Below are 26927 nucleotides of genomic sequence, written 5' to 3' on the forward strand. Positions count from 1 at the left end.
TTCCCCTCGACCGCGCCGGCTCGCCCCCTCACGGGCGGGCCGGAGCGGCGTGTCCCGTCTGCAGGGTGGCGAGCAGGCGGGCCGCGGCGGCGTCCACCGGTGACCGGGTGTTGGCGAGGGCGACGACGGCCGTCCGCCGGTCCGGGTCGAAGCCCACGAATGAGGAGAAGCCCCCGGTGCCGCCGTTGTGCCAGATCTGCGGACGGCCGCCCTGCCGCGGGTCCGGGCGGTGGCCCACCCACCCCAGGTGGGCCCACGAGGAGGGGCCCGTCGGGTGCCTCGTCTCCCGGCTGAGACGTACGGCTTCGGCGAGTGGTCCCGAGGCGTCCCACTGGGCGAGGACGAAGGTCACCAGGTCGCTCGCCGTCGACCGCAGCGCGCCCGCCCCCGCCAGGTCGGCGAGGTGCCACGGCCGGGTGGGCCGCCCGTCGCCGTCGTGCCCCCGGGCCAGCCGGTCCGCGCGGTCCGCGCCGACGGTCACCACGGTGTCCGCCAGCCCGAGCGGCGCACAGACCTCCCGCCGCACGAGCGACGGGTAGTCGGTCCCGGCGCGGCGGGCGAGCGCCAGCCCGAGCAGTCCGGCGCCGAGGTTGGAGTACTGGAACCGCGCTCCGGGCCGGGCGTCGAGCCGGGTCCTGGCCAGGCCGCGCAGCAGGACGCGGGCGGTGCAGCGGGCGTACGGATCGGGGGCGTTCGGGCGGAGCCGGGTCCGCAGGAGCATGCCCTTCGGCAGCCGCGGCAGTCCGGAGGTGTGCGTCGCGAGATGCCGCAGCGTGATCTCCGCTCCCTCGCGCGACGGTACGACCGTCCCTTCGGGCAGAAGCCCCGCCAACGGCTCGTCGAGGTCCACGGTGCCCGCCACCGCGAGCCGGGCCAGGCACAGCGCTGTGAAGACCTTCGTCACGGAGCCGATCTCGAACAGGGTGTCCGCGCCCGGCACGTCCGGCCGGTCGGATGCGACGCGTCCGGCGCCCCTGATCTCCGCGCGGCCGTCCACCACCGCGGCCACCACCGCGCCGACGCCGTCCTCGGCCAGCTGTTCGGCGGTCTGCCGGGCGAGTACACCAGGGTCCTGTGTCATGGCCCCAGCATCACGCTCCGACACCCACCACCTGATCGGCCACAGTGATGATCTTCACTGTCGGGCGCTCCTGCCTGAGGGGCACGGCACACCCCGCCACCCGGGGGCCCCTGCCGGACAGGACCTGGGGGGTGTCTCGCCGATCATGCCGGGCTCCCGACGTCTCGCTGATCCGGCCTGATCGACGAGACAACCCCTAGCGCAGGTCGCGGCGCATCAGGACCCGGGGATGGCCGGCCAGTACCGAGGTGGTGTCGGCGGCGTGGACGAACCCGGCGCGCTCGAAGTTCGCGCGGAGCCCCGGGTACGCCATCGTCAGGTCCACCCGGGCGCCGCCGTTGTCGAGCGGGTACGCCTCGACCGCCGGCGCGCCCTGGGCGCGGGCGAAGCCGACCGCGCCGGCGATGAGGGCGTGGGAGATCCCGCGCTTGCGGTGCCCCGGGCGGACGCGGATGCACCACAGGGACCAGACCGGCAGGTCGTCCACGTGCGGGATCCTGCGGCTGCGCGCGAAGGACGTGGCGGAGCGCGGCGCCACGGCGGCCCAGCCGACCGGCTCGTCGCCGTCGTAGGCGATCACGCCCGGCGGGGGCCCGGTGCGGCACAGCTCGGCGACGTACGCGCCGCGGGCCGGGCCGCGCAGCTCGTTGTTGACCTTGGAGGGGACGCGGTAGCTCAGGCACCAGCAGACGTCGGCGTCGGGCGACTTGGGCCCCACCAGGGTCCGGACGTCCTCGAACACGGTGGCCGGACGCACGTCGATGGTCATGGCAACACGATGCCACGGTCGCGGCGGCGGCGCGCACCGGCCGCACGGCCGGCGGCGACGCGCCCGCCGCGCCCCGTACCGGCCGGGTGGCGCGACCGGCGCCGACGGGGCGTCAGACGCAGCGCCCGCTGAGCCATGCGGTGAAGTCCTCCGTCCACGACGTCGCCATCCGCACCGACGTGACCTCGGATCCGCGCAGCGCCAACTCCTGCTCCCAGGACGCGTGGTTGCCCGAGGCCGGCGGGGGCGGTTCCTCCCAGCCGATCGCGTCGACCCAGTACGGGTAGCCGGTGAGCGAGGTGGCGAGACCGGCCTCGAGGACGCGCCGTTCGAGTTCGGGCTTGAGCGTCGCGTCATGCGTGTAGATCATGATCTGCTGCGAGGTGACCCGCTCCTCCAGGGGCTCGATGACCTGCGACCAGCCCGCCTCGCGGATCGCCGGGTCGCTGTGGAGCAGTGACTGCCTCGCCTCGCCCTTCAGTTCCACCAGCGGGATCATCCCCTGGGTGGCGGCGGCGTCGAGCCACTCGCGGAAGGTGTAGACCGTCTCCCCGGCGTAAGGCCCGCGCGTGATCGTACGGCCCTTGAGCTGGTCGGCCCCGGACGCCCACGACAGTTCCGTGATGGCCTTGCGGGTGCCGGTCAGTCCGTTGGTCGTGGTGTTGTGCCACATCACGCCCGTGGCGCCGTCCTTGGTGAGCTGGAGGTCGGCCTCCACGCCGCTCGCGCCCCAGCTCTTCTGCTGCGCCAGGCCCCTCGGGTGGTTGGGCTGGCGGATCTGATCCCGCTCCCAGGGGTTCGCCCCGGTGGGGTAACCGCCGTGCCCGAACACCGTCGGGCAGAGGGGGAGCGAGGCCGCCTCGGCAGGGCCCACCTGCGCGGTGCCGGTCAGCAGCGCCGCCGTGACGGCGGCCACCCCCCATGTCGTCGGTCTCATCCTTCTCCTCATCTCGTACCTGTCCCGGCGCGCGGGACGCGCCCGTCTCCGCCGCCGGCCGTGACGGGGGCCGGGGCGCCACCCCGCGGCCGGCGCGCGCGGGCGGGCGCGGGCGGGAGGTGCCGCCGCAGCATACGAGGAGAACGCGCGTGTCCCGTGCCCATGCGCGCGGCACTTGCCGTCGGGTCCGCCGATGGGACCCGGGTGGGCGGTCGCTTCACCCGACGGGGCGTCAGCTACCGGGGGGTGTCCGGAGGGTCGGAGGTGACGGCGGTGTTGTAGCGGACGAGATACGCGGCGAAGCGGGCGAGGTCCTCGGCGGACCAGTCCCGGAGCCGCTCCTCGTAGGCGGCGAGCCGGCTCGCCTGCGTGGCGGCGAGGACGCGCCGCCCCTCGTCGGTGGGGTGCAGCACCTGCACGCGGTGGTCGTCCGGCTCCGTGCGCCGCTCCACCAGGCCGAGCCGCTCCAGGCCGGCGAGTTGGCGGCTCACCGTGGACTTGTCCAGCAGGTAGTGGGCCGCCAGGTCGGTGGCGCTGCACCCCAGCCGGTCGTGGATGTGGGCGAGCAGCGTGTAGGAGACGAGCGGCAGGTCGGGGTGGAGCCGCGCCGCCGCGGACCGGGCTCGCCGGGCGAAGGCCGTCAGCTCCCGCTGGATGACGTCCACGGACGTCTCGCGCGCGTCGTCGCCCATCGTGCACCGCACCCCTCGTCGCCCGCGCACGCCGTCGGTCGACGCGCGTCCGGTTCGGTTGTATAGTACAACGAGATTAGTTGTAAAAGCCAACCATGGAGGTCCAGTGTCCGCAGGACCGACTCCCCGGGGGGCGCTGCGCCACGTCCTCGGGCACCTGCTCACCCCGCTCCTGATGTGCGTCGGCATGGGACTCGCCTACCTCGGCGCCTTCCACGCCCCCGCCCCCGACCACCTGCGCGTCGACATCGTCGGCTCCGGCCCCTCCGCCCGGGTACTCGCCCAGACACTCCAGGACCGGGGTGCCGGAGCCCTCGACGTCCGCACCGTCGCCGACCGCGGCGACGCCGTGACCGCCCTGCGCGAGCAGTCCTCGTTCGGCGCCTACCTCCCCGGCGCCCACCCCGAACTGCTCGTCGCCGGCGCCTCGTCCGACACCACCGCCCTGGCCGTCGAGAAGGTCTTCACCAAGGTGGCCGCCGCGCAGGACGCGCCCCTCAAGGTCACGGACGTCGCGCCCCTCTCCGACGGCGACCCCACCGGCCAGGGCGTCTTCTTCCTCCTCGTCGCGCTCAGCATCGGCTCCTACGCCTCCGTCGCCGTCATCGGCGGCGCCGGAGCCGTCCTGCCGATGCGCGTCCGGGCCCTCCTCGCAGCGGGCATGTCGCTCGTCGTCAGCCTCGTCGGCACCCTCTTCGCCGGGCCCGTCTTCCACCTCGTCGACCGGGGGCTGGCCGGTCTGTGGGCGATGGCCTGGCTGTACAGCGCCGGCATCCTCCTCATCGGCGTCGGCCTGCACACCTACCTCAAGCGGTGGACGACCCTCGGCGTCATGGTGCTGTTCGTCATGCTCAACTTCACCAGCTCCGGCGGCATCTACCGGCCCGAACTCCAGCCGGGCTTCTTCGCCTCGCTGCACGCCTTCTGGAACGGCGCCGGCTTCGTCGAGGGCGCCCGCGCACACGTCTACTTCGACGGCCGCGCCCTCGGGGGGCACCTCCTCGTCCTGGCGCTGTGGCTGCTCGCCGGCGTCGCCCTGACGGCCGTCGCGGGCGTCACCGAGGCGCGCCGAGCCCGCGCCGCCGCGACCCCCGCGCCCCGCCACGCCGCCCGGCCCGCGGAGCCGCAGGGAGCCGGTCAGGCAGGGCCGGAGGAGCGGAAGGCGGAGGCCGAGGAGGAGATGGAGGAGGCGGTCGGCGTCTGACCAGCCCCCTCACCACCCCACCGCCCCGCCGTCCGTCCCGCCGCCCGATCCGCGGCCCGTCGCGCCGCTCCCGTACCGACCGGGTCGGTTCCCGTCGACCGGGCCGGCCGCCTCAGGGGCCACGGGCCGGCCGCCTCCCGGGCCACGGGCCGGCCGCCTCCGGGGCCGACCGGACAGGACCGGGTCGGCTCGGTCGTCCCACGGGCCGCCGCCCGGTCTTGATCGGGACCGGAGCGGCGCATACCGTCGACCCGGTGGAACCGACACACCGGCCCGCCGCCCGGATCATCTGCCTGGACTCCGCCCACCGCCTCCTGCTGCTGCGCTGGCGCGACCCGCTCGACGGCACGTACCTGTGGGAGCCGCCCGGCGGGCGGCGTCGAGCCCGGCGAGACGCCGCTCTCGGCGGCACGGCGCGAACTGGCGGAGGAGACCGGACTCGATCCGGCGGCCGTGCTCGACCGCTCCGTCCCCGTCCACCGGGACCTGTGGTGGAACGGCGGGCGGCACGTCGGGACGGAGGACTTCTTCCTCGCCCGCTTCCCCGACGAGCGGCCGCCGCTCGCCCGGACCGGCCTGCTCCCCGACGAGCTCGCGAGCCTCGACACCCATGCCTGGCTCGCGTGGCCGGACCTGGGCGCGCTGACCGACCCGGTGGAACCGCCGCAGCTGCGCGCCGTGCTCGACGCCCTCGCGCCGGACGGGCCGTGGAGCCGCGACGCCGCGGCTTGACCGACAGCGTCGCGCCGCGGCGCCGGGCGCGCGGGCGTGCGACGGTCGTCGGCTCAGTAGGCGACGGAGATCCGGGTGCCCCGGTGCGCGCCCCGCTCGATCTCGTCGACGAAGGCGACCGCGTAGTCCTCGGCGCTGATGGCGCTGCCGCCCTCGGCGTCGGTCAGCAACGCGTCCCCGCCGACGCGGAACACGCCCGTCCGCTCCCCGGGGGCGATCAGCGCGGCCGGCGACACGTACGTCCACTCCGGGTCGGTCACGTCGCGCAGGGCGGCCAGCAGGTCGGCGTGGGCCCGCGCCTCGGCCTCGTACTCCGCGGGGAAGTCCGGCGTGTCCACCAGGGCCGTCCCCGGCCGGACGAGCAGCGAGCCGGCGCCGCCGACGATCACCACCCGACGCACGCCGCCCCGCCGCACGCCGTCGAGGAACGCGTCGTACAGCGCGGCGAACGGGGCCCGCGGGTCGCTCCCGTCGCGCACGGGGGCGAGCGCCGACGCCACGACGTCCACCCCCGCGACGGCGGCGGCGACCGCCTCGGCGGAGCGGGCGTCCGCGGCGACGGCCGTCACCCCCGGGGCCTCCACGGGCGACCCGCCCGAGCGGGACACCGCCACGACGTCGTGGCCGCGCCGTACCGCCTCGGCGGCCATGCGGCTCCCGACCATTCCGGTGGCACCGAAGAGCGCGATCTTCATCGACTGTTCCTTTCCTGGGAGTGACGGGGGACCCGTCCGGCACGGTGGCCGAGCTCTCCCCGCCGGTTCGTCCGCGCGGGGGTGCGAGCGCCCCGCCGGATGGTGCCCTTATCGGACTCCACCCGGCGCGGGGCTCCTCGACCTCCTTCAACGTACGAGGTCAGCGGCCCCGCCACCGGGTAGGTTGGCGACCGATGACGGTCAAAAAGCGACAGGCGCCGGGCGAGGGCAGGGGCAGGGGCGGAGAGCGGATCAGGGAGGTCCCCTTCGTTGCGCCGGCCGGCGTGCCGGCCGGCGTGGAGGTGGGGTCGCTCGCCGCGCTCGCCGCCCGGCTGCCGCGGCGGAGCCTGGAGACGCCGCAGCGCCCCGCCTTCCACCACCTGCTGGCCCCGTCCGCCGGCGTCCTGCACCACACGGTGGACTTCGTGCACCACACCGTCCGACCCGGCTCGTGGCTGTGGGTACGGCCCGGCCAGGTGCAGCAGTGGCACGACATGACGGGGGTCGACGGGATCGCGGTGTTCTTCGAGACGGACTTCCTCGACGCCGCCACCGCCGGCGCGGCGCACCTGGACGATCCGTACGCGGCGGCGGTCGGCACGCCCGCCGCCCGGGACGCGCCGGCGCTGCGGTTGGCCGCCGAGCACCTGCGCCACGAGTTCGACGCCCTGGGGAGGATGCCGCTGGAGCCGCACACCGCCGCGCTGCGCCACCTCCTCGCCGTCCTCGTCCTGCGCCTGTCCCACCTGGCACGGCCCGTCACGGGCCCGGGCGCGGAGCCCGACGAGACGTTCCTGCGGTTCCGGGACGCGGCCGAGCGGGACTTCACGCGCACCCGGCGGGTGGAGGAGTACGCGCGGGCGCTCGGCTACTCGCCCCGCACCCTCACCCGGGCCGCGTACGCCGCCGCCGGGGTGGGCGCGAAGGAGTTCGTCGACCGGCGGGTGGTGCTGGAGGCCAAGCGGGTCCTCGCCCACAGCGACGCCTCCGTCGCGCGGATCGCCGCCGGGCTCGGCTTCTCCAGCGCCACCAACTTCGGCAAGTTCTTCCAGCACCGCACCGGGCACACCCCGCTCGGCTTCCGCTCCGCCGTACGGGGCCGGCCCGCGGCGGAGTCCAGGGCGGAGCCTTGAGCGGCGGCCAGGGCGGACAGGGGCCCGGAGGCAGGCCGGCGGAGAGGGACGGGGAGAGCGCCGGAGGTGACGGGGGCGGCGGGGGAGCGGGGGACTGAGAGGGAGAAGGGGCCGGGGAGATGACGGAGGCGGGCGGGGCTCGACCGGACGGATCGGGGCAGGCTGAGGGAGTCGACCCGCCGCCCCCAGGGAGGGCCCGTGACCGCGTACCCCCGATTGCTGCACACCGTCCTCGACACGACCAGGCCCCGCGAGCTGGCCGAGTTCTACCGGCGCCTGCTCGGGCTGACGTACCGCCCCGGCGACGAACCGCCGGCCGACGGCGCGCCCGACGAGCCCGACTGGCTCGTGCTGCGCACCTCCGACGGGGTGAACCTACTCGCCTTCCAGCAGGTCGAGCGCCTGCCACGGACGACGTGGCCCGCGCACGACGTCCCGATGCAGGCGCACCTCGACCTCACCGTCCCGGACACGGCCGAGCTGACCGAGCAGCGCCGACGGGCCCGGGAACTGGGCGCCGAGCTGCTGCTGGACCGGTACGACGACCCGGAGGAGCCGCTGTACGTCTTCGCGGACCCGTCGGGGCACCCGTTCTGCATCTTCGTGAGCGCGCCGTCCTGAGCCGGCCCGCCCGGGCGCGCGCACGGCGCCCGGGCGGGCCGGCTCAGGACCACAACTCGTCGCTGTCGCACACCCGCGCCCCCATGTTGCGCTCCATCATGCGCAGGGCGGCGTCGGCGAGGTCCGCGTGGATGTGGGCGACGGCGTCGCGGGGAACGACCACGTCGAAGTGCCGGATGTGCGCGTCGAGGGAGGAGTACAGCACGCACTGCTCCGTGACCTGCCCGCACAGCACGAGCCGTTCGATGCCCTGCTGGTGCAGCAGGTACGTCAGCGGGGTCTCGAAGAAGACGGAGTGGCGCGCCTTCACGACGAAGAGCGACGAGTCGTCGGGCCGCAGGGGCTCGACGAGGTCCGCGTGCGGCCCCGCCAGGGCGGTGTCCAGGAGTTCGCCGTGGTGCGAGCGCCACTGGCCGAAGTTGTCGTTGACGTAGATGACCGGGACGTCCCGCTCGCGGGCCCGCCGCAGCAGCTCCGCGACGACCGGCACCACGGCCCGGGCGGAGGGGAGCAGCTGGTCGGCGTCCTTGTGGTCGTACGTGTTGATCATGTCGATCACGATCAGTGCGGTCTTGGCCATGTCGCTCAGGCTGCCACCGCACGGCGCTCGCCCGGGTCGACCGGGCCGCGCCGCCCGACGTGCCGCGCTTCCCGGGTCATCGGGCGGCCTCCGCGACGGTACGGGGCTCCTCGCCGGTCAGCTCCACGACGCGCGACAGGGGCACCCCGGCGGCCAGCGCCCGGCCGAGCAGGGCGTCCCGGCCGTCGGTGCACTCCCGGTAGGCGAGGAGCTGCTCCTCCAGGCGGCTGAGGGACTCGGGGGCGTTGTCGTGCCGCAGTCGGCTCAGCTCGTCGTCGCCCAGCGGGACCGGCAGCCGTTCCGCCCCCTCGGGGATGGCCGCCGTCTCCTCCGGCGGCACCAGGCGCAGCCGCGGGGACGTCACCGTGACACCGTGCGCGTCGAGCCATGCCCGCACGGCGGGGGTCTCCAGGCAGGCGAGGTCGCCGACGGAGGCCGGCGGAACGCCGAGCGGCGTCGCGGTCTCGTCCAGCAGGAACAGGTAGGCGTCGTCGGTCACCTGCGGCTCCTTCGGTCAGTGGTGCGGTGGTCGCGGTCCTCCTACCCCGCTGCGGCCGGATCATCGTCACGGGAGGCGCCGCGTCACCCGGGTGGTGCCGCGCCCTCCCCCAGCACGGCCCCGCTCCCCGTCGCCGCACCGGCGCGGGCGGTGTCGCGGCGGGGTGGAGCCGGTCCCGGCCCCGGCCCGACCGGACCCGCACGCCGGCCGCGTGGGACCGGACCCGCACGCCGGCCCTCGGCCCCCGGACCCGCACGCCGCCCCGTTGCGCCGCGCCCGCGTCGCCACGTCGGCCGGGTGCGGGCGCGGGAGCGGGATTCATGATTCGTACCTGCGTGCCATCGGCCTTCGGCGGGCATTCGTGAGCGGTGACCTCGGTTGACTTCCTCTTCACCCTGCTCGGAGCGGGCGCGCTCGCGGCGGCGGTCGTCCCGCGGCTGGTCGCCGGCCGCCCGCTGTCCATGCCCCTGGTGTTCCTGCTGTGCGGGTTCGCCGTCCAGCTGCTGCCGCTGCCCGTGCCGCAGATCGACCCGGTGCGGGACCGCGCCCTGATCGAGCACGTCACGGAAGTGTGCGTGATCATCTCCCTGATGGGCGCGGGGCTCGCTCTGAACCGCCCCTTCGGCCGCCGTACGTGGCGCACCACCTGGCGGCTGCTCGGCATCACCATGCCCCTGACGATCGCCGTGACCGCCGTGGCCGCCTGGGCGCTGCTCGGCTGGCAGCCGGCTGCCGCGCTGCTCGTGGCGGCCGTCCTCGCGCCGACCGACCCCGTCCTCGCGTCCGAGGTGCGGGTCGGCGCGCCGACCGAGTCCGAGCACGACGAGGACGAGGTGCGGTTCGCGCTGACGAGCGAGGCCGGTCTCAACGACGGCCTCGCCTTCCCCGTCGTCATGGCGGCCGTCGCTATGGCCACCGCCGGGGCGACGCCGCTGGGCGACTGGTTCGGGCGGTGGCTCCTCGTCGACGTGGCCTACAAGTGCGCGGTCGGCGTGCTGGCGGGGCTCGCCGTCGGCAAGCTGCTGGGCTGGATGTTCTTCCACGCCTCCCGCCGGGTGATGCGGCTGTCCGAGCACCGGGAGGGCTTCGTCGCCCTGGGGGCCACCTTCTTCGCCTACGGGGTCACCGAACTCGCCCACGGCTACGGTTTCCTCGCGGTGTTCGTCACCGCCTGCCGCGTCCGCGCGGCCGAACGCGCGCACGGCTACCACACGGTGCTGCACGACTTCGTCGAGCAGATCGAGCGGCTCCTCACCGCGGCCCTCCTCTTCCTGCTCGGCGCCTTCGTCGCGCAGGGCGCCCTCACTGCCCTGACCTGGCAGGGGGCGGTCGTCGGCCTCCTCCTGCTGTGCGTCGTGCGCCCCCTCACCGCTTGGACCGCCCAGCTGGGCAGCCCCGCCGGACCACGCGAACGCGTCGTGACGGCGTTCTTCGGCGTCCGCGGCATCGGCTCGCTGTTCTACCTGGCGTACGCGCTCGGCCACTCCGACTTCGGGGTGCCGGCCGACGCGCTGTGGGCCCTGGTGAGCGTGACGGTACTGGCCTCGGTGGTCCTGCACGGGGTGACCGCCACACCGGTGATCAGCCGGCTGGACCGTCTGCGCCTGCTCCAGGCCCGGAAGAAGGCGCGTGGGCCCGGCGGACCGGACGACGGGGACGTGGCCCGCGAACGTTTGTGACCGAGGGTGGACCACAGCGTGGAGAAACGTTCCGCCGGAACGGGTTCACGGGCGTAGGAGCGGGAAGTCGACGCCGGCCCAGAGGTCCCGGAGGGTGACGGGCCCCTCGTCGGCCGGGGTGTCGTCGGTGGTCCAGACGCGGGCGCGGGCGGGCGACCCGTCGACCGGCGCCCAGCCCGGGTCGCCGGTGGCGGCGAAGTCGGCCCAGGCGCGCACCATGCGTCCCGCCAGGTCGCGGTCGGCGTCGGTCGGCGGCCCGCCGACGAGGAACTCCAGGTGCGGGTCGCCGAGGTTGCCGAAGGCGAACGGCACGTCGGCGCAGTGCCAGGCCCGCACCGTCCGGTCCGGTGCCGCGCGCCGCCGGTCGAAGCGCGAGAGGTACGCCCTGCCGCCACCCTCGGCGTGCAGTTCGGCGAGCCGCTCGGTGAACGCCCCGAACAGCAGGTCGCCGAAGATGGCGAGGTAGAGGTCGAGGACCGGGGCGTGGGGCATCGCCGCCCGGTAGCCCGCCACCAGCCCGTCGGGGAGGCCGAAGTCCTCGGCGAACCGGGCGAGGCCCTCGTCGGAGGTGACCCGGGCGCTGCCGCCGACGGCGTCGAACAGCCAGTACTCCTCCGTGGTGTGACAGACCAGCAGGTCCACCTCGCGGGCCGCGCCGGCGGCCAGCCGCCCGAGCGGGTCGGCGGGCAGGACGTCACCGTCCAGGACGGGGGCGTAGAGCACCGGGTCGTAGTGGCGGGAGCCGGACGCCGGGTCGCGCCGGTAGTCGTCCACGACGCGGTCGGAGGCGTCGACCAGGGCCTGCGGGCTCGTGGCGGTCAGGCTCCGGGCCGTGGCGGCGCACCCGGCGGCCGCCGCGACCTCGCGGGTCGTCGCAGCGGCCATGTCCGGTGTGGCGTACGGGGAGGCGGGGCTGTGCGCGATGGCGCGGTGGAACAGGCCGCGGGCCCGGTCCATCACCATCAGGCAGACGACGGAGGTGGCGCCGGCGGACTGGCCGGCGACCGTGACGTTGCCCGGATCGCCGCCGAACGCGGCGATGTTCTCGCGTACCCAGCGCAGAGCGGCGACCTGGTCGAGCAGGCCCCGGTTGTCCGGCAGGTCGGCCCGCGCGGGGGCGGGCCCGTCGACCGGTACGTGCCCGAAGCCCTCGAAGCCGACCCGGTAGTTGAGCGTGACCACCACCAGGCCGGCCCGCGCCAGCGCCGTGCCGTCGAAGTCGGGTTGGGCCGAGGAGCCGAAGGTGTAGGCGCCGCCGTGGATCCACACCAGGACGGGCAGGCACCCGCCGGAGTGCGCAGGGGTCCAGACGTTGACGGTGAGGACGTCCTCGTCGCCGGGCTCCCACACCGGGGCACCGGGCAGACGCGCCGACTGGGGGGCCGGCGGTCCGAAGGCGGTGCAGTCCCGCACGCCCGTCCACCCCCGTGGCGGACGCGGCGCCCGGAAGCGGTCGGCGCCGAACGGCGGGGCCGCGTACGGGATCCCGAGGACGGCGACGACGTCCGTGGCGGGCCGCAGCCCCCGTACCGGGCCGCCGGCCGTCTCGAAGACGTCCATGGAGTCCACCTCTCGCTGCTGGTCGCGCCGCCGGTGACGGCGGCGGCCCCAGCCTGCCACCGCCCCGCACGACATGACCAACACCGAGATCGCTGTGATTGACTCGCCTGTGATGTCAATGGGCCTCGGAAAAGGGGGACTTGGGCCCGTCGTTCCGTGCGCCGACGTGCCGCGCGCCCCGACCGGACGCCAGTGCCCGCCGGGTCGACGGCGGTCGCACGACGCACCGGCCCCCGCGCCGCCGCCCGTTGGGGTGACGCCCCCTCTCCGTCACTGTGCGCGCCCGGCGCCTTTCGCGCATCCGTGCGCGGAAATGACCGCAGCGATCGGTGCTTAAACCTCGCTTTACAGAGATTTTAGTTGACAAGTCATTCAAAGGATGATTTGCCAGGTATGTCCTGGTGTGTTGGGCTGGATGTGCAAGGAAAAAATGCCCACTTCAAAGGAGATGGTGGGGTATGGCAAAGCTGGACAACGTGACCCGTGACCAAGTCAAGGCTGCGCTGGACGCCGAGGTCGAACAGGTACTGAACCCTGGTGAGGCCCAGGGCTTCTACCGCGACACCCGCGAATGTGCGGCACTTGCCCTGAAGGGCGGCTCCGGCAGCCTGCTGCTGTCACCGCCTGCTCCCCGTCCGAAGAAGCGCTGACGGGCGACGATATGGAGAGTCCCGGCACTCAGACGCCCCTGGCAGGCGCTGTGCAGGACCTCGCTTCCCAGGTGGTCTCCGCCCTCCGGGGCGGAGACCATCCGGCGGTGTTCGCCGGTACGGCGGCGGCCGCCACCAGCGACGAGGACCTCCTGCTCGCGGCCGTGCGCGTCCTCGGCCCCGACGCACTGCTCCCCGGCGCCCTCGGCCTGCGGCCACCACACCCCGACGACCTCGCACTCTTCGAGAAGGCGGTCATCGCCTTCCCGCCCGCCCCGGACGCGTCGCTCACGTCGCGGTGGACCCACTGGGGGATGACCCGGGCCCTGCGCGGCCAGAGCACAGCGGCCGTCGTCCCGCAGGACGACGAACCCGACACCGGGTGGGTGGACACCCTGCCCTGGCAGGCCCTCACCCACCAGCTCGCCCTCCTCGCCGGCCTGGCGGTGCCCCTGCCGGCCGCCCCCTCCTCGCCTGCGGTGTCGTCCGCGTCGGCCTCGGCGCCGACGGCGGAGAGCGCTCTGGTGCGCGCCGCCGGCCGGCGGACCGTCGACATCGCGCGCGGGTTCGTGCGCGCCGTGCGCCGGCGGGGCTGGCTGCAGGCGGCCGGAGCGGGCCGGTGGCTGTCGGTCCTCGACGACGTTCCCGACACGCTGGGCCTCGACACCGGGCTGGAGTTCGTCGCGGCCATGAGCGGTGACGACCCCCGGGTGGCCCTGCACCTCCACGCGGCGCGGCACGGCCTGGCCCGGAGCCGGGGGAGCGCCGGATGACGCCCCCGCCCCTGCCCGCGCCCCCGCCCGCGCCCGACGGCCCGCCCCGCGGCGGCACGGCCCCGAGGCGACCGACGGCCTTGACACCTCCGACGGGTCCGACGGGCCTGACACGCCCGGCGGACCCCACGGACCCGGCGGATACGACGGGGCTCACCGATCTGGACGCCGTGGCGGGGGCCGCGCTGGGCTGGCTGTCCGCCCACCGCCCCGACTTCCGCCTGGGGCAGCGGGCGCTGGAGCCCGACGCCGACCCCAACGCCTCGTGGAAGCGCGTCGGCGAACTGGCCCAGCTCTGCACCTGCGTCCGCCGCAGCACGCCCCCGGGCTCGCCGCTCCACACCGCGGCGACCGCCCTGGTGCGCCACGCCTGGCAGGAGGCCGGCGACGGCGCCCTCTTCCTCGACGTCCAGCGCCTGGAACCGAACGCCACGTACCCCCTGGAGGTGTACGCCGCGTTCGCCGCCTCGGGACTGCGGCACCCGCCGTACGAGGAGCTGGTCGGCCTGCTCGTGCGCACCCGCAGCTGGCGCACCCCGGAGCTGCTGCCCAACCGCCTCCTCGGCGTCCTCAACTCGGAGCACCGCGCCGGGTTCGCGCCGCACGGGCCGATGGACGGGCCGCTGCGCCGTACCTGGCTGGGGGCCCTCCCCGAACCCTGGCTCTTCGAGAAGACCGCCGCGTACACCCTCACGCACGTCGTGTTCCACCTGACGGACTGGGGCCACCGCCCCGACGCCGTCCCCGACGACATCGCCGCGTACCTGCTCACCTGGCTGCCGCCCTGGCTCGACACGTGCGTCGAGGCCGAGCAGTGGGACCTCTGCGGCGAACTGCTCGCCGTCGCGGCGAGCCTGCCGCGCCCACCCGCCCCGGACGCCACCGAGGAGGCGTGGGCGGCACTGGCCGCCGCGCAGGACGGGGACGGCGCCGTGCCCGAGGTCGGCCGCGGACCGCGCGGGGAGGACGTGCCGCACGTCTTCGTCAACTGCTACCACTCGACGCTGGTGACCGCCTTCGCCGCCACCCTGACCGCGGCCCGCCGCACCGGCCACCCCCACGGCGACGACCGGCACACCCTCCGGGAGGCACCGGCATGAGCGGCACCACGGGCACCACCGGCGCGGCCGGCCCTGCCGGTACCGGCGGCATGGCCGGCACGGAAGGGATCCGGCTGATCCAGGCCGTCGGCACGGGCGCGCTGGAATGGCTGCACGCCCACCGCGACGGGTTCCGCCTCGAACCGGACGTCGACCCGGAGACCGGCTTCCTCGACCGCTTCAAGCCCGTCGGGGAGCTCGCCGTCATCTGCAAGGTCCTCTTCCGGGAGGGCGTCTCCGGCTCCCGCCACGCCGCGCTCGCCCGCCAGCTCATCGACCACGCCTGGCGGGACGTCCTGGACGGGGGCCGCATGCTGGTCCGGGGGCAGCGGATCGAACCCCACTCACCCATCCCCTTCGAGGTCTACCTGCCGTTCAAGGAACTCGGATACGACCACCCCGAACTGGACCGCCTGATCCGGCTCAACCACCGCCTCGGCAGCTGGCGGGCCGCGGAGCTCCTCCCCGTCCGCCGACTGTGCCTGAGCGCCTTCGAGCGCCGCTACGGACTCACCCCGACCATGCCCGAGGACGAAGCGGCCCGCCGCACCTGGCTCGCCCACACCCCGGAGCCGTGGACGGTCGTCACCCGCACGGGGTACGACATCACCCACACCGTCTTCCACCTGACCGACTGGGGCGAGAACCCCGCCGGCCTCCCGGCCGCCCTCGCCCACTACCTGGACCTGTGGCTGCCCGCCTGGCTCGACGACTGGGCCGACCTGCAGCGCTGGGACCTGCTCGGGGAACTGCTCGTCGTGGACGCCTGCCTGCCACGACCCACGTTGGACGCCGCCGCGTGGCAGGCGTTCGCCGCGGCCCAGCAGCCCGACGGCGCCATGCCCGTCATCGGCGACATGCCCGAGGGCGGCCCGGAGGAGGTGTTCGACCTCGTCTACCACCCGACGCTGGTCGCCGCGTTCGCCTCCGTACTGGCCACCTCGCGCGCCTTCACGGCCCTGGTCGACGGGGCCCCCGCGTGACCGCGCCGACCGGCACCGACCGGGTGGCGCCGCAGGCCGCGCCGCCCCGAACGGGGGAGAGCGACGCCGAACGGCTGGACGGCGCCGTGCGCGCGGTCGACGCCCCGGACGTCGTCTTCGCCCTCTCCCGCCACGGACGGCGGACGGTCCGCTCGGGCGGCACCGGGCCCCCGCCTCCCACCCCGCGCGACCGCCTGCGCTGGGAACTGGGCTCGGCTTCCAAGCCGTACACCGGACTGCTGCTCGCACACCTCGTCCACCTCGGGGCCGTGCACGGGGGCGACCCGGCCTCGCGCCACCTGCGGCCCGACGGCGGTCCGGCGGTCGGGCCACGCGGCCCCATCACCCTCACCCACCTCGTCACCCACACCAGCGGGCTGCCGCCGCTCCCCGCCGACTTCTACCCGCAGGCCCTGCCCCGCTGGGGGAGCGACCCGTACGGCGGATACCCGCCGAGCCGGGTCGTCCGCGCCTTCCTCCGCAGCCGTCCGCGCCACGCGCCGGGCACCCGCTGGCGGTACTCGAACTTCGGTGTCGCCGTCCTCGGCCACGTGCTCGCCGCCGCCACCGGCACGCCTTGGGAGGCCCTGGTCACCGACCACGTCCTCCACCCCCTCGGCCTCGCGGGGACCGGGTTGCGGCCGGCCGGCCCCGACACCGACGCCACCGGGTACCGCAGTGACGGGACCGCCACGCCGCCGCTGCGCACCGGCGGTTTCCAGGCGGCGGGCGCCGTCCGGGCCACCCCCCACGACCTGCTCACCTTCCTCGAAGCGCACCTCGCCCCCGACGGCACCCCGCTCGCCGCCGCGCTCCACGAGGTGCGCCGGCCCGTACTGCGCCGGGGGTTCGGGCACCGCCACACCCACACCCTGACGTGGTTCCACCACCCGGCGGCGGACGGCGGCACGATGTACTTCCACAGCGGCGCCACCCTCGGCCAGACCGCCTTCCTCGGCTTCCGCCCGGACCGGGGCGCCGCGCTGGCGGCCGTGTGCAACCGCCGCCACGGCCCCGACAACGCCCTGATCGCCACGGCCCACTCCCTCCTCCAGGACCTCTGACGGGACCGCCATACGGGACTGCCGCCCGCGTGGACGACCGGAAAGCGGTTGCGCCTCCCGTCCTTCCCCGGGTCGGATGGCGTCCCATGGGCACAGGACCGATGCACCCCGGGCAGCACCCGGTCGACGAGGAACTCGTTCGGCGGCTGGTGGCCGGGCGGTTCCCGAGGTGGGCGGGGCTGCCGGTACGCCGGTTCCCCTCCGGCGGCACGGTCAACGCCATGCACCGGCTGGGTGACGACATGGTCGTGCGGCTGCCGCTGGTGGCCGGTGCCGCCGCCGACGTGGAGCGCGAGCTGCGGTGGCTGCCCCGGCTCGGGCCGCGGCTGCCCGTCACCGTCCCGGAGGTGCTCGGGGCGGGGGAGCCCGCGGAGGGGTACCCGTGGCCGTGGGCGGTGTACCGGTGGCTGCCGGGGGAGCCGCCCGACGAGGCGGCGCCGGCGCGGCCGCTGCGGCTGGCGAGGGACCTCGCCGGGTTCGTGGCCGCGATGCGCGGCCTCACACTGCCGGACGCGCCGCCGGCCCACCGCGGCGGGCCGGTCGCCTCCCTGGACGCGGAGGTCCGCGCGGCGGTGGAGGAGCTGCGCGGCACGCCGGGGGAGCGCGTCGACTGCGACGCCGCGACCGCCGTGTGGGAGGAGGCGCTGCGGGCCCCGGCCTGGGACGGGTCGCCGGTGTGGCTGCACGGCGACCTGATGCCGGGCAACCTGCTGGTGCGCGGCGGCGGCAGGCTGGCCGCGGTGATCGACTTCGGGTGCGCGGGGGCGGGCGACCCGGCCTGCGACCTGTTCCCGGCCTGGAACCTCCTGCCGCCCGCCGCACGGGTGGTCTTCCGGACGGAGCTCGGCGTGGACGACGCGAGCTGGGTGCGCGGCCGCGGCCGGACGCTCGCGCAGGCGCTGGTGGCCCTGCCGTACTACCGCACGACCAACCCGGCCATGGCGCGCAACGCCCGGCACGTCATCCGGGCCGTCCTCGCGGAGCGCTGAGGCGCGCGTCCCCGCCGGGGCGCCCGGCCCGCCGCCCTACTGGCCGGCCACGAGCTGGACGAGGTTGCCGCAGGTGTCGTCGAGGACGGCGGTCGTGACCGGCCCCATCTCCAGCGGCTCCTGCGTGAAGCGCACCCCGAGCGCGCGCAGCCGGCGGAACTCGGCGTGCACGTCGTCGACGGCGAAAGAGGTGGCCGGGATGCCGTCCTCCACCAGCGCCGTCTTGTACGGCCGCACCGCGGGGTGGCCGGAGGGCTCCAGGAGCAGTTCGGTCCCGTCGGGGTCCTCCGGCGAGACGACGGTGAGCCAGCGGTCCTCGCCCAGCGGGACGTCGTGCTTCTTCACGAAGCCGAGGACGTCGGTGTAGAAGCGCTCGGCCTTCTCCTGGTCGTCGACGAAGACGCTGGACAGGTGGATCCTCATGGGGTGTCCTCCGTTGCATCGGGGCTGAGCCACCGGTTGACGATGTGCTCAAGCGGTTCGGTGTTCACGTCGTGGAACTTGTAGCGGCCCTCGCGCCGGGGGACGACCAGGCCGGCGGCCTCCAGCACGGCCAGGTGCTGGCTGATCGCCTGGCGGGACAGTCCGACGCCGTGTCGGGTCACCAGCCGCCCGCAGAGCTCGAACAGTGTCTGGCCGTCCCGTTCGACCAGCTCGTCGAGGATGCGGCGACGGGTGGGGTCGGCCAGGGCCTTGAAGACATCCTCCGTCATGGGCCCACCTTAGGCAAGTAGCGACTTGCCTATCAAGTCGGACGCCGCCCCCCGCCCCAAGGCGCCGCCGACCGACCGGGACCCGGACACCGGGTACCGGCCCCCGCCCACGGTCCGCCGCCGCGACCGCCGGCTGGGTTCTGTCCGACGGATCATGTGGCCGTCGGGCCGGCCGCTCGTCGGTTCGGCCGTGGGTCGGGGAGATCTGGCGAATCGCGAGTGGTCGCTGCTGGAGTCGCAGTCCTGGGCCGGACCCGGGTCCCCCGTCCGCTGGGCGGACGCCCCCGGACCCGGATCCGGCCGCGTCAGCGGCGACAAGACGTACAGTTCCCGCCACAACCGCCGCTACCTGCGAAGACGCCGCATCCGGCACACGATTGCGGAACCCAGGGACCAGCGAGCCGACCGCCGACTCAGAGGCCGAGGAGGCGGCAGATCCACCGGCTTCGACCGCGATCACTACCGGCGCCGCGAACGAGGTCGAAGCGACCATGAACCGGCTTGGGAACTCCCGTGCGGCCGCAACCCGTCACGACGAGAGGGCCTACGTCTTCCACGGCACCGTCACCGCAGCGGCAATCCGCTTATGGCTCCGTCCGTGATCCGCCGAACAGTCCCCCATCCACGCGCACCGAGTCAGTTGCCAGTCGCCTTACGGGCATTGTGAGACCGCCCTGCGATGACCGCGCCGATCACGACGGCCAGTACGTACACGGTGATGCTCACTGCGAAGCCTCCCGGCAGCCAGCCCAACAGGCCGGCGTTGTCGTGGTCGGCGAGCTGGCGTATCGCACCCTGGGCTCCGATGACAAGCAGCGCCATACCGATTGCCTGGTAGAAGCCATATTTCATGGGGCCCTCCTCAGCCTGATCACGGTTTACCATGCACTTGCACTGTAAAGGTGCGGTGCCTGGTTTTGCAATGCGATCGCATGGTGAAGGTGCGAAGGAAGGCGGAGATGCCGTGCCGAAGATCGTGGATCACGAAGCGCGCAGGGCGCGCCTCGTCGAGGCCGTCTGGTCACTGGCCGTGCGCGGCGGCATCGAGCAGGTGTCGCTGCGTAAGGTGGCCGAGGAGGCGGGCGTCTCGATGGGTCAGGTCCAGCACTACTACTCCTCGATGCAGGCCCTGATCCGCGACGCCCTAGACCGAGCCGTACGGGCCGTCAACGCCAGCATCGAGAACGCGGTCACCGCCGCCGACACGACCAGTCCGGAGGCCGTCCTGCGCGCCTGCCTGTACGCCCTGATCAGCCCGGCCCAGGAGAGTACGCGGCTGATGCGCTTCGCGCTGGCGGTCGCCGGCCGGGCAGTCTCCGATCCGACGATGGCCAAGGTCCTGGCGCCGGGCGACGACGAACTGCTCACCTTCACCGCCGGCCTCATCACGGCAGCCCGCGAGGAGCGGGGCAGTGAGCCGCGCCGCGAGGAACGTACCGACGCCGACATCTGCTGGTCCCTCGCCACCAGCCTCGGCGTGGACATCGCCCTCGGCTACCGCACCCCAGAAGCCGCCGAACGTCTCCTCGACCACCACATCGAGCAGGTCCTTCGCTGAGGCCGGTCCAGCGGACCCTGCCGGGTCCCACGCACCCCTGCGCTCGTGGCGCCGCCCCGTGCTCGCCGACAAGATCCGCCGGAGAGCCTCTAGGTCCTGTCCGGAAAGGAGCGCCGTGGCCCAGGCGGGACTTTCCGGACAGGACCTAGCCCTTCCGGACGTCCTTCACGAACACGAGCCCGTCGGCGGCGGCCAGGTGCGCCGGATCGAACGGGGCGTAGCCGAACCACGGTGACACCCGGGGCGCCGGGCGGCCCTCACCGAGGACCGCCGCCAGCCCCGGCGCGTCCACGAGGCAGCGCTCCTCGGGCCGCGCGTACAGGAGCCCTTCGAGGGTGTCCGGCGGCGGGGCGTCTACCCCCCGGTGCCGCAGCGTCCCGAGGGCCGTCGCCACGAAGGCGTACCCCTGACCGAGCCGCGCGTCCACCAGCGCCCCCGCGCTCCACCACTCCAGCGGCACCCCGCCCATCCGCATCGTCGTCTTGTGCCGCTGCAGATGGGCGTTGTGGGCGTGCACGAGCGCCGGACCGCGGGCGGCCAGGGCGAGGAGGTTGTCGGCCATCATCCGGTCCCGCTCGCCCGCCAGCCGGGCCAGGCGGGCGGGCGAGGCGTCCGCCATCCAGTGGTGGTAGCGCAGCAGGCCGAGGGCGGTCCGCCCGTACAGGCGCGCCCGGTCCCAGTCGCTTCGCGGGCCCGTGGCGAGCAGGTGCGGGGCCTGTGCGTCCAGCAGCGCCACCAGCTCGTCGGCGAGCAGCCGCAGCCGATCGGCCTCGGTGGACCGCCCCGCGGACCGCGACGGGTCGGTCATGGCGGCGGGGTCCGTCCACCGGTCGTCGGTGCCGAGCAGGCGGTCCAGGGTCTCCGCGGCGCAGGGCAGCAGGGCCGCGTCCACCCGGTCCGAGAGGTGGCCGTGCAGTGCGGTGAGGGCCTGCCGGGGGCTCGCGGCGCCGGTGATCTCCAGCGGGCCGTCGAAGCCGGCGAAGCGGAGCCGCTCCGGGGCGGGCCGGGCGGCGTTGTGGGCGCGCATCCAGCGCACGAGGTCGCGGTTGCCCCGGTGGGCGCCCCAGCCGTGGCTGAAGCCGTGCTCCATGACCTCGTCGAGGGCGGCCCCGCCCCCGGTGACGTAGTCGTCCACGAGCAGGCCCCTCAGACAGTCGGTCTCGATCGCGATCGTTCCGTAGCCCTCCTCTTCGACGAGTTGCCGGAAGAGGTCGTTGCGCAGGTCGAGCAGGGCGTCCTCGTCATGGGTGGGCTCACCCAGGGCGAGCAGTCGCGGTCGGTCCGGTGGCAGCGCCATCACGGCGGCGGCGTCGACCGGGCGGACGAGATGTGTGACGTCGGTGACCATGCCGTCAACGGTATCGTTGAAGCCTCGGTGGAGACTTTCGCGTGATATCGGCAGGAAGATGAGACGAAACCCTCAAAGAGCCGAACAGCTCAGGCCGGTGGACCTGGCGCGCGGGCACGGCCTGTCGACACAGGCGGTCCGGAACTACGAGGAAGCCGGCATCCTCCCGACCGCGGACCGCACCCCGAGCGGTTACCGCGCCTACACCCCGCTGCACGCGGCGGCCCTGCGCGCGTTCCTCGCGCTGGTACCCGGCCACGGCCACCGCACGGCGACGGCGATCATGCGGGCGGTGAACGGCAACCGGCCCGAGGAGGCGTTCCGGCTCATCGACGAGAGCCACGCCCAGCTCCTCGACGACCGGCGGACCCTGCGGGCCGTGGAGGACGCCCTGCGCGACCTGGGGCGCGCCGCCGGCACCCCGCCCGACGCGGCGGCCGGCAGCACGTTCATCGGGCCGCTCGCCGCCGCGCTCGGACTCCGGCCGGCCACCTTGCGCACCTGGGAGCGCGTCGGCCTGGTCCGCCCGCGCCGCGACCCGCTGACCGGATACCGCGTCTACGACGAGGCCGACGTACGGGACGCCCGGCTCGTGCACCAGCTGCGGCGGGGCGGCTACCCCTTGCGGCGGATCGCCCCGCTGATCACCCGGGTGCGGGCCGCCGGCGGGGTGGAGCCGCTGGAGGCCACCCTGTCCGACTGGCACGGCCGGCTGTCCGCCCGGGCGCGGGCGATGCTGACCGGGGCCGCGGAACTGGAGGCGTACCTCCGCGTCCGGGAATGACCCGCCGGGGCGGGCGACGCCGGGGCACGCCCCTCGACCGCGTGCGCGTGTGCGCCAGGCGTACCCGCGCAACGCTTCCGCGGCGGCCGGGCGGACCCCGGCGGGGAAACTCGGGTGCCCCGGCGCGCGGGCCGCGTTACCGTGGCCCGTATGAACGTCACCGGCCGAAGCACCACCGCGACCGCGCGAGCGACCAGCTCGCCGGTTGCCGCCGCCTGACGCACCCCGTCCCACCGGCGACCGGAAACGGTCCGCCGGTGGATCCGTGGCGTTCGACGCCCCGGTCCGACGACTGCGCGGTCCCGTTCTCCGGCGCCTTCCCGCCCCACGCGAAGGAGCCACCCCCATGCAGACCGAGCAGATCGCCCGCACCTTCGTCGAGTACTTCGAGGAGCGCGGCCACCGCCGCGTCACCGGCTCGACGCTGCTGCCGCCGCCCGGGGACCCGGTGCTGTTCACCACCTCCGGCATGCACCCGCTCACCCCGTACCTGGAGGGGCGCCCCCACCCTCTGGGCAGCCGGCTGGTCAACGTCCAGCGCTGTCTGCGCACCACCGACCTGGACGAGGCCGGCGACGCCACCCACCTGACCGTCTTCGAGATGCTCGGCACGTGGTCGCTGGGCGACTACGAGGGCCGGCAGAGCCTCGCCTGGGGATACGAGCTCTTCACCGAGGGGTTCGGCATCGACCCGACGCTGCTGCACGCCACGGCCTACGCCGGCGACGACCGAGTGGGGCCGGACACCACCTCCGTCGACCTGTGGGAGCGCCTCGGCGTCCCCGTCGAGCTCACCGTGGACGACAACTGGTGGTCCAACGGGCCCACCGGCCCGTGCGGTCCCGACTCGGAGATGTTCCTGTGGACCGGCGACACCCCGCCCGAGTCGACACCCACCCGCGACGACCGCTGGGTGGAGGTGTGGAACCACGTGATGATGCGCCACCGCCGACTGGACGACGGCTCGCTCGTACCGCTGCCCCAGCGCAACGTCGACACCGGCCTGGGCCTGGAACGGCTGGCCGCCCTCCTCCAGGGCCGGCCGTCCGTGTACGAGAGCGACGCCTTCGCCCCCTGGCGCCGCTGCGTACCGGCCCTGTGGCGACCGCTGGACGAGCCGTCGCTGCGCGTCGTCTGCGACCACCTGCGCTCGGCCGTCGTCGTACTCGGCGACGAGGTCCGCCCGGCCAACACCGGACGCGGCTACGTCCTGCGCCGGCTGGTGCGGCGGGTGCTGACCGTGCTGTGGCGCGACGACCCCTCGCGCACCCTGGCCGACCTGCCGGATGAACCGGTACGCCACACCCTGGACCGCTTCCGGCAGGACACCGACCCGGACCTCGTGTCCCGGATGCTCCTGGAGGAGGAGCACCGCTTCCGCCGCCTCCTGGAGCGGGGCCGGCAGGTCCTCGCCCGCCCCCGCTTCCAGGGCCCGCTCGACGAGGGCGACCTCCACTACCTCCACGACACCCACGGCCTCCCCCGAGACCTGGTGACGCACCTGCGCCGGGAGTGACGACGGCGGGCGCGGGCCGGACGGAAGAGGCATGCCGGCGGAGTCGTCGGGTTGTGGCCCCGCAGTACGAGGGGGTGCGTGATGTCCGGCAGTTCGCGACCGGGCCGGGAGCAGCCGGGGCGGCCGCCCCGAAACCCGGGCCGGCAGGCACCGCCCGGTGGAGGGCGCCCGCCCCGGCGTGGCCGGGGGTGTCTGCTCGCCCTCGTGGCGTTCCTCGCTCTGGGGGCGGTCCTGATCGGTGTGCTGGTCGTGGCCGGCACCGGTGGCGACGGGCCCGGCGACCGCCCGCCGGCACCGCCCTCGCCGACAGGCACCCCCGCACCCGCCGACCGGTCCTCGCCGGCCGACCGGCCCTCACCGGGCGGCGGTGAGACGCCGGCGGGCCCCGAGGGCGACGTCCGGATCACCGGGTGCGGAGTCGACGCCACGACCGAATGGCCCTCGGCCGACCTGTCGGTGACCAACCGGAGCAGGAAGGCCGGCGGCTACGTCATCGAGGTCGAGTTCGTGGACGGCACGGGCAAGCGCCTCGCCGAAGCGCCGGCCTCCGTGAGCAACCTGGCGGCGGGGCAGCGGGCCGAGGCGGTGGCGCAGAGCCCGCAGCAGGTCTCCGGGGACGTCACCTGCCGGGTGACCGACGTGACCCGCTTCGCGTCCTGACCCGCCGACGGGGCACGGACCGCCGGCTGCCCGCTCAGGGCGCCCGGAGGCCGGACCGCTTTCAGGCGATGGTGGGGCTGCGGCGTTCGACGAGGGTGACGTCGCGCCAGACGCCGTGGTGGCGGCCGATGCGTTCCCGGATGCCGACCACGCGGAAGCCCGCGCGGCGGTGGACGGCGAGGCTGGCGGTGTTCTCGGGGAAGATGCCGGACTGGATCGTCCAGATCCCCGCCCGCTCGGTGGCGTCGACGAGCGCCGTCAGCAGGGCGGAGGCGATGCCCCGGCCGCGGGCGTGGGGGTGGACGTACACGGAGTGCTCGACCACGCTGGTGTAGGCGCACCGGTCGGAGACGTGCGCCGCGGCGACCCACCCGAGTACCGCCCCGCCCGGGTCGAGCGCGGCGAAGCGGTACTCGGCCGGCTTCGCCGCGTCGAACGCCTCCCAGGTGGGGCCGTCGTCTCGAAGGTGGCGTCGCCCTCGTCGATGCCCGCCTGATAGATCGCCAGAACCTGCTCGGCGTGCGCCGCGGTCAGCGGCACGATCGGCGTGGCCATCCGTTCCCCTCCGTCCGGCTGTCCGGCTAATCCGGCTGTCCGGCTGTCCTCGTCAGGCCGTGGCCGACGGGGACAGGAGCCTGCCCATGGCGGCGAGCACCGATGGTTCGACGCGGTAGTAGACCCACGTGCCGCGCCGCTCGGAGGAGAGCAGACCCGCGTCCTTGAGCTTCTTCAGGTGGTGGGAGACGGTCGGCTGGGAGACGCCGACGTCGGAGATGTCGCACACGCACGCCTCGCCGCCCTCGTGGGAGGCGACGGCGGAGAAGAGCCGCAGCCGCACCGGGTCGCCGAGCGCCTTGAACATCCGCGCGGCCGTCTCGGCCTCCTCGGCGGTCATCGGCCGTTCGGTCAGCGGCGGGCAGCACGGCGCCACCGCGCCCTGGGCGTCGGGGGCCATCAGCGGCAGCGCCTCCGTGTTCGACATGTGTCTATGTTGACACGCGTCGAAGCAGGAGGGGAGGGGCGGTGGGGAGGGGGGTGGTCCAGGTCGGTGATTCGATGGATGTCTATGTTGACGGGTGTCTATGTGGGTGCCATGCTGACGGCGGAAGGCATCGACGTTTGTCGAATCAAAGAGGAGTCGCCGTGAACGCGCCCACCCCCGCCGAGTCGCCCGTCGTCGTGATCGGAGCCGGCCCCATCGGTCTGGCCGCCGCGGCCCACCTGGTCGACCGGGGCATCGAGCCCCTGGTCCTGGAGGCCGGTGCCGCCGCCGGGGCCGCGGTACGGGAGTGGTCGCACGTCCGCCTGTTCTCCCCGTGGGCCGAGGTCGTCGACCCGGCCGCCGAGAAGCTGCTCGCCCCGACGGGCTGGACCCGCCCCGACCCCGCCGCCCACCCCACCGGCGGCGACTGGGCGGAGCGGTACCTCCAGCCGCTCGCCGAGGTCCTCGGTGACCGGGTGCGCCTCGGCGCGACGGTCACCGGCGTGTCCCGCGCGGGCCGCGACCGGATCGTCGACGCCGACCGGGAGCAGCAGCCCTTCGTCGTGCACGTCGCCCACGCCGACGGGCGCGAGGAGCGCGTCCTCGCCCGCGCCGTCATCGACGCCTCGGGCACCTGGCGCACCCCGTCCCCGGCCGGCGGCAGCGGTCTGCCCGCGCTCGGCGAGAGGGCGGCCGCCGACCGGGTCTCCTACCGGGTCCCCGACCTCGGCGACCCGGCCGTCCGCGCCCGGTACGCGGGTCGGCGCACCGCCGTGGTCGGCTCCGGCGCGTCCGCCTTCACCGCGCTCGCCACCCTCGCCGACCTCGCCCGGTCGGACGCCGGGGCCGGAACCGAGGCGGTGTGGATCCTGCGGCGCGGCATCTCCGGCTCCACGTTCGGCGGCGGCACGGCCGACCAGCTGCCCGCCCGCGGCGCCCTGGGCCTCGCCGCGAAGGACGCCGTCGACCGCGGCCACGCCGACGCCGTCACGGGCTTCCGCACCGGGGCCGTCGAACGGGCGGCGGACGGCCGACTCGTACTGGTCGCCGAGGACGGCCGCCGCCTGGACCCGGTCGACGAGGTCATCGCCCTGACCGGACTCCGACCCGACCTGTCCTTCCTGTCCGAACTCCGCCTCGGCCTCGACGAACGGCTCCAGGCCCCCGTCGGGCTCGCTCCGCTGATCGACCCCAACCAGCACTCCTGCGGCACGGTCCGCCCGCACGGCCATCGAGAGCTCTCCCACCCCGAGCGGGGCGTGTACCTGGTCGGCATGAAGTCCTACGGCCGCGCCCCGACCTTCCTCGCCATGACGGGCCACGAGCAGGTCCGCTCCGTGGCCGCCGCGCTCGCCGGCGACCTCGACGCCGCCGACCGCGTCGAGCTGACCCTCCCGGAGACCGGGGTCTGCGGCGGCGCCGGGCTCTTCGACGCCCCCGGGGCACGGACCGGTGCAGACGGGGGCTGCTGCGCCACCCCCGAGCCCCCGCTCGTGGCGCTCGCCGCGCCCGCGCCCGGGTCGGCCGGCGCCGCGGAGGCCCCGGCGGGCGGGTGCTGCGGCTCCTGAACCGCCTCACCCCACCCGGCGGCGCGGCCGCGAGGGGAACGGGGGACCGGTCGCGGC

General features: G+C 74.9%; 29 protein-coding genes and 2 pseudogenes. 17 read left to right on the forward strand and 14 right to left on the reverse strand.

Translation table 11 applies throughout. The features are described from left to right. Positions 1-28 precede the first annotated feature (28 nt). From LPA54_RS00945 to LPA54_RS00960, 4 genes are all read right to left on the reverse strand, one after another. On the reverse strand, positions 29-1081 hold the full coding sequence (locus LPA54_RS00945; protein ID WP_228973104.1) for a serine hydrolase: 1053 nt from the start codon (positions 1079-1081) through the stop codon (positions 29-31). 196 nt (positions 1082-1277) lie between these two features. After that, on the reverse strand, positions 1278-1850 hold the full coding sequence (locus LPA54_RS00950; RefSeq protein ID WP_228973105.1) for a GNAT family N-acetyltransferase: 573 nt from the start codon (positions 1848-1850) through the stop codon (positions 1278-1280). A 112-nt stretch (positions 1851-1962) separates the two neighbouring features. Beyond that, positions 1963-2787 (reverse strand): glycerophosphodiester phosphodiesterase family protein, encoded by an 825-nt coding sequence (locus tag LPA54_RS00955; protein ID WP_228973106.1) that lies wholly within the window; start codon positions 2785-2787, stop codon positions 1963-1965. 236 nt (positions 2788-3023) lie between these two features. Next, on the reverse strand, positions 3024-3479 hold the full coding sequence (locus LPA54_RS00960; protein WP_228973107.1) for a MarR family winged helix-turn-helix transcriptional regulator: 456 nt from the start codon (positions 3477-3479) through the stop codon (positions 3024-3026). A 175-nt stretch (positions 3480-3654) separates the two neighbouring features. Here LPA54_RS00960 and LPA54_RS00965 point away from each other — a divergent pair, with 175 nt between their 5' ends. Together LPA54_RS00965 and LPA54_RS00970 are read left to right on the forward strand one after the other, a co-directional pair. Then, the gene (locus LPA54_RS00965; RefSeq protein WP_228973259.1) at positions 3655-4683 is read left to right on the forward strand and encodes a hypothetical protein; all 1029 of its coding nucleotides are present in this window, start codon (positions 3655-3657) and stop codon (positions 4681-4683) included. Between the two features lie 420 nt (positions 4684-5103). Further along, positions 5104-5415, forward strand: a complete 312-nt coding sequence (locus LPA54_RS00970; protein WP_306806445.1) for a hypothetical protein — start codon at positions 5104-5106, stop codon at positions 5413-5415. Between the two features lie 53 nt (positions 5416-5468). Here LPA54_RS00970 and LPA54_RS00975 read toward each other — a convergent pair whose 3' ends face one another. Further along, on the reverse strand, positions 5469-6110 hold the full coding sequence (locus tag LPA54_RS00975) for an NAD(P)-dependent oxidoreductase (protein WP_228973108.1): 642 nt from the start codon (positions 6108-6110) through the stop codon (positions 5469-5471). A 194-nt stretch (positions 6111-6304) separates the two neighbouring features. Between LPA54_RS00975 and LPA54_RS00980 the strand changes: the two genes are divergently transcribed. Then, entirely contained in the window at positions 6305-7243 is a 939-nt protein-coding gene (locus tag LPA54_RS00980; RefSeq protein WP_228973109.1) for an AraC family transcriptional regulator, read from the forward strand. Between the two features lie 198 nt (positions 7244-7441). Then, positions 7442-7864, forward strand: coding sequence for a VOC family protein (locus tag LPA54_RS00985; protein WP_228973110.1), 423 nt, complete (start codon positions 7442-7444; stop codon positions 7862-7864). 43 nt (positions 7865-7907) lie between these two features. Here the strand turns inward: LPA54_RS00985 and LPA54_RS00990 are convergent, their stop codons facing one another. Both LPA54_RS00990 and LPA54_RS00995 read right to left on the reverse strand, forming a co-directional pair. Next, positions 7908-8444 (reverse strand): isochorismatase family cysteine hydrolase, encoded by a 537-nt coding sequence (locus LPA54_RS00990; RefSeq protein ID WP_228973111.1) that lies wholly within the window; start codon positions 8442-8444, stop codon positions 7908-7910. A 76-nt stretch (positions 8445-8520) separates the two neighbouring features. Further along, a complete protein-coding gene (locus LPA54_RS00995) occupies positions 8521-8943 on the reverse strand; it encodes a DUF6003 family protein (protein WP_228973112.1) in 423 nt (140 codons plus the stop codon). A gap of 368 nt (positions 8944-9311) precedes the next feature. Between LPA54_RS00995 and LPA54_RS01000 the strand changes: the two genes are divergently transcribed. Further along, the gene (locus LPA54_RS01000) at positions 9312-10622 is read left to right on the forward strand and encodes a sodium:proton antiporter (RefSeq protein WP_228973113.1); all 1311 of its coding nucleotides are present in this window, start codon (positions 9312-9314) and stop codon (positions 10620-10622) included. Positions 10623-10667: 45 nt separating this feature from the next. Here the strand turns inward: LPA54_RS01000 and LPA54_RS01005 are convergent, their stop codons facing one another. Next, the gene (locus LPA54_RS01005; RefSeq protein WP_228973114.1) at positions 10668-12182 is read right to left on the reverse strand and encodes a carboxylesterase/lipase family protein; all 1515 of its coding nucleotides are present in this window, start codon (positions 12180-12182) and stop codon (positions 10668-10670) included. Positions 12183-12640: 458 nt separating this feature from the next. Between LPA54_RS01005 and LPA54_RS01010 the strand changes: the two genes are divergently transcribed. The 6 genes from LPA54_RS01010 (at position 12641) to LPA54_RS01035 (ending at position 17741) form a co-directional block, all read left to right on the forward strand. Then, positions 12641-12832: a hypothetical protein gene (locus tag LPA54_RS01010; RefSeq protein ID WP_228973115.1), complete on the forward strand. Its 192-nt coding sequence runs from the start codon at positions 12641-12643 to the stop codon at positions 12830-12832. An 11-nt stretch (positions 12833-12843) separates the two neighbouring features. Then, complete coding sequence (locus LPA54_RS01015) at positions 12844-13605, forward strand: hypothetical protein (RefSeq protein WP_228973116.1); 762 nt, start codon at positions 12844-12846, stop codon at positions 13603-13605. Between the two features lie 80 nt (positions 13606-13685). Continuing rightward, positions 13686-14705, forward strand: coding sequence for a hypothetical protein (locus LPA54_RS01020; protein ID WP_228973117.1), 1020 nt, complete (start codon positions 13686-13688; stop codon positions 14703-14705). 50 nt (positions 14706-14755) lie between these two features. Beyond that, the gene (locus tag LPA54_RS01025) at positions 14756-15688 is read left to right on the forward strand and encodes a hypothetical protein (RefSeq protein ID WP_228973260.1); all 933 of its coding nucleotides are present in this window, start codon (positions 14756-14758) and stop codon (positions 15686-15688) included. Positions 15689-15711: 23 nt separating this feature from the next. Then, the gene (locus LPA54_RS01030) at positions 15712-16752 is read left to right on the forward strand and encodes a serine hydrolase domain-containing protein (RefSeq protein WP_308112785.1); all 1041 of its coding nucleotides are present in this window, start codon (positions 15712-15714) and stop codon (positions 16750-16752) included. Between the two features lie 86 nt (positions 16753-16838). Next, on the forward strand, positions 16839-17741 hold the full coding sequence (locus LPA54_RS01035) for an aminoglycoside phosphotransferase family protein (protein WP_228973118.1): 903 nt from the start codon (positions 16839-16841) through the stop codon (positions 17739-17741). Between the two features lie 36 nt (positions 17742-17777). On the opposite strand, the gene LPA54_RS01040 is transcribed toward LPA54_RS01035, so the two are convergent. Beyond that, positions 17778-18164: a VOC family protein gene (locus LPA54_RS01040; protein WP_228973119.1), complete on the reverse strand. Its 387-nt coding sequence runs from the start codon at positions 18162-18164 to the stop codon at positions 17778-17780. Beyond that, complete coding sequence (locus LPA54_RS01045; protein ID WP_228973120.1) at positions 18161-18454, reverse strand: helix-turn-helix transcriptional regulator; 294 nt, start codon at positions 18452-18454, stop codon at positions 18161-18163. The genes LPA54_RS01040 and LPA54_RS01045 overlap by 4 nt, the downstream gene beginning before the upstream one ends. A 198-nt stretch (positions 18455-18652) precedes the next feature. Here LPA54_RS01045 and LPA54_RS01050 point away from each other — a divergent pair. Next, positions 18653-19056, forward strand: a pseudogene (locus tag LPA54_RS01050) (IS5/IS1182 family transposase); the annotation flags it as partial. Between the two features lie 34 nt (positions 19057-19090). On the opposite strand, the gene LPA54_RS01055 reads toward LPA54_RS01050, so the two are convergent. Further along, a complete protein-coding gene (locus tag LPA54_RS01055) occupies positions 19091-19306 on the reverse strand; it encodes a hypothetical protein (RefSeq protein WP_228973121.1) in 216 nt (71 codons plus the stop codon). Positions 19307-19418: 112 nt separating this feature from the next. Here LPA54_RS01055 and LPA54_RS01060 point away from each other — a divergent pair, with 112 nt between their 5' ends. After that, the gene (locus LPA54_RS01060) at positions 19419-20012 is read left to right on the forward strand and encodes a TetR/AcrR family transcriptional regulator (RefSeq protein WP_228973122.1); all 594 of its coding nucleotides are present in this window, start codon (positions 19419-19421) and stop codon (positions 20010-20012) included. Positions 20013-20157: 145 nt separating this feature from the next. Here LPA54_RS01060 and LPA54_RS01065 read toward each other — a convergent pair whose 3' ends face one another. Further along, positions 20158-21360, reverse strand: a complete 1203-nt coding sequence (locus LPA54_RS01065) for an erythromycin esterase family protein (RefSeq protein WP_228973123.1) — start codon at positions 21358-21360, stop codon at positions 20158-20160. Between the two features lie 58 nt (positions 21361-21418). On the opposite strand from LPA54_RS01065, the gene LPA54_RS01070 reads away from it, so the two are divergent. From LPA54_RS01070 to LPA54_RS01080, 3 genes are all read left to right on the forward strand, one after another. Next, positions 21419-22144 (forward strand): TioE family transcriptional regulator, encoded by a 726-nt coding sequence (locus LPA54_RS01070; protein ID WP_228973124.1) that lies wholly within the window; start codon positions 21419-21421, stop codon positions 22142-22144. Positions 22145-22490: 346 nt separating this feature from the next. Then, on the forward strand, positions 22491-23660 hold the full coding sequence (locus LPA54_RS01075; protein ID WP_228973125.1) for an alanine--tRNA ligase-related protein: 1170 nt from the start codon (positions 22491-22493) through the stop codon (positions 23658-23660). 204 nt (positions 23661-23864) lie between these two features. Continuing rightward, positions 23865-24320 (forward strand): hypothetical protein, encoded by a 456-nt coding sequence (locus LPA54_RS01080; protein ID WP_228973126.1) that lies wholly within the window; start codon positions 23865-23867, stop codon positions 24318-24320. 61 nt (positions 24321-24381) lie between these two features. Here the strand turns inward: LPA54_RS01080 and LPA54_RS01085 are convergent. Next, positions 24382-24875: pseudogene (locus LPA54_RS01085) on the reverse strand (N-acetyltransferase family protein). 52 nt (positions 24876-24927) lie between these two features. Further along, positions 24928-25302, reverse strand: coding sequence for a helix-turn-helix transcriptional regulator (locus LPA54_RS01090; protein WP_228973127.1), 375 nt, complete (start codon positions 25300-25302; stop codon positions 24928-24930). Positions 25303-25463: 161 nt separating this feature from the next. Between LPA54_RS01090 and LPA54_RS01095 the strand changes: the two genes are divergently transcribed. Next, complete coding sequence (locus LPA54_RS01095; protein ID WP_228973128.1) at positions 25464-26870, forward strand: NAD(P)-binding domain-containing protein; 1407 nt, start codon at positions 25464-25466, stop codon at positions 26868-26870. Positions 26871-26927 lie beyond the last annotated feature (57 nt).

This window comes from Streptomyces sp. DH12 (assembly GCF_020873895.1).
In the GTDB taxonomy this organism is placed as follows: domain Bacteria; phylum Actinomycetota; class Actinomycetes; order Streptomycetales; family Streptomycetaceae; genus Streptomyces.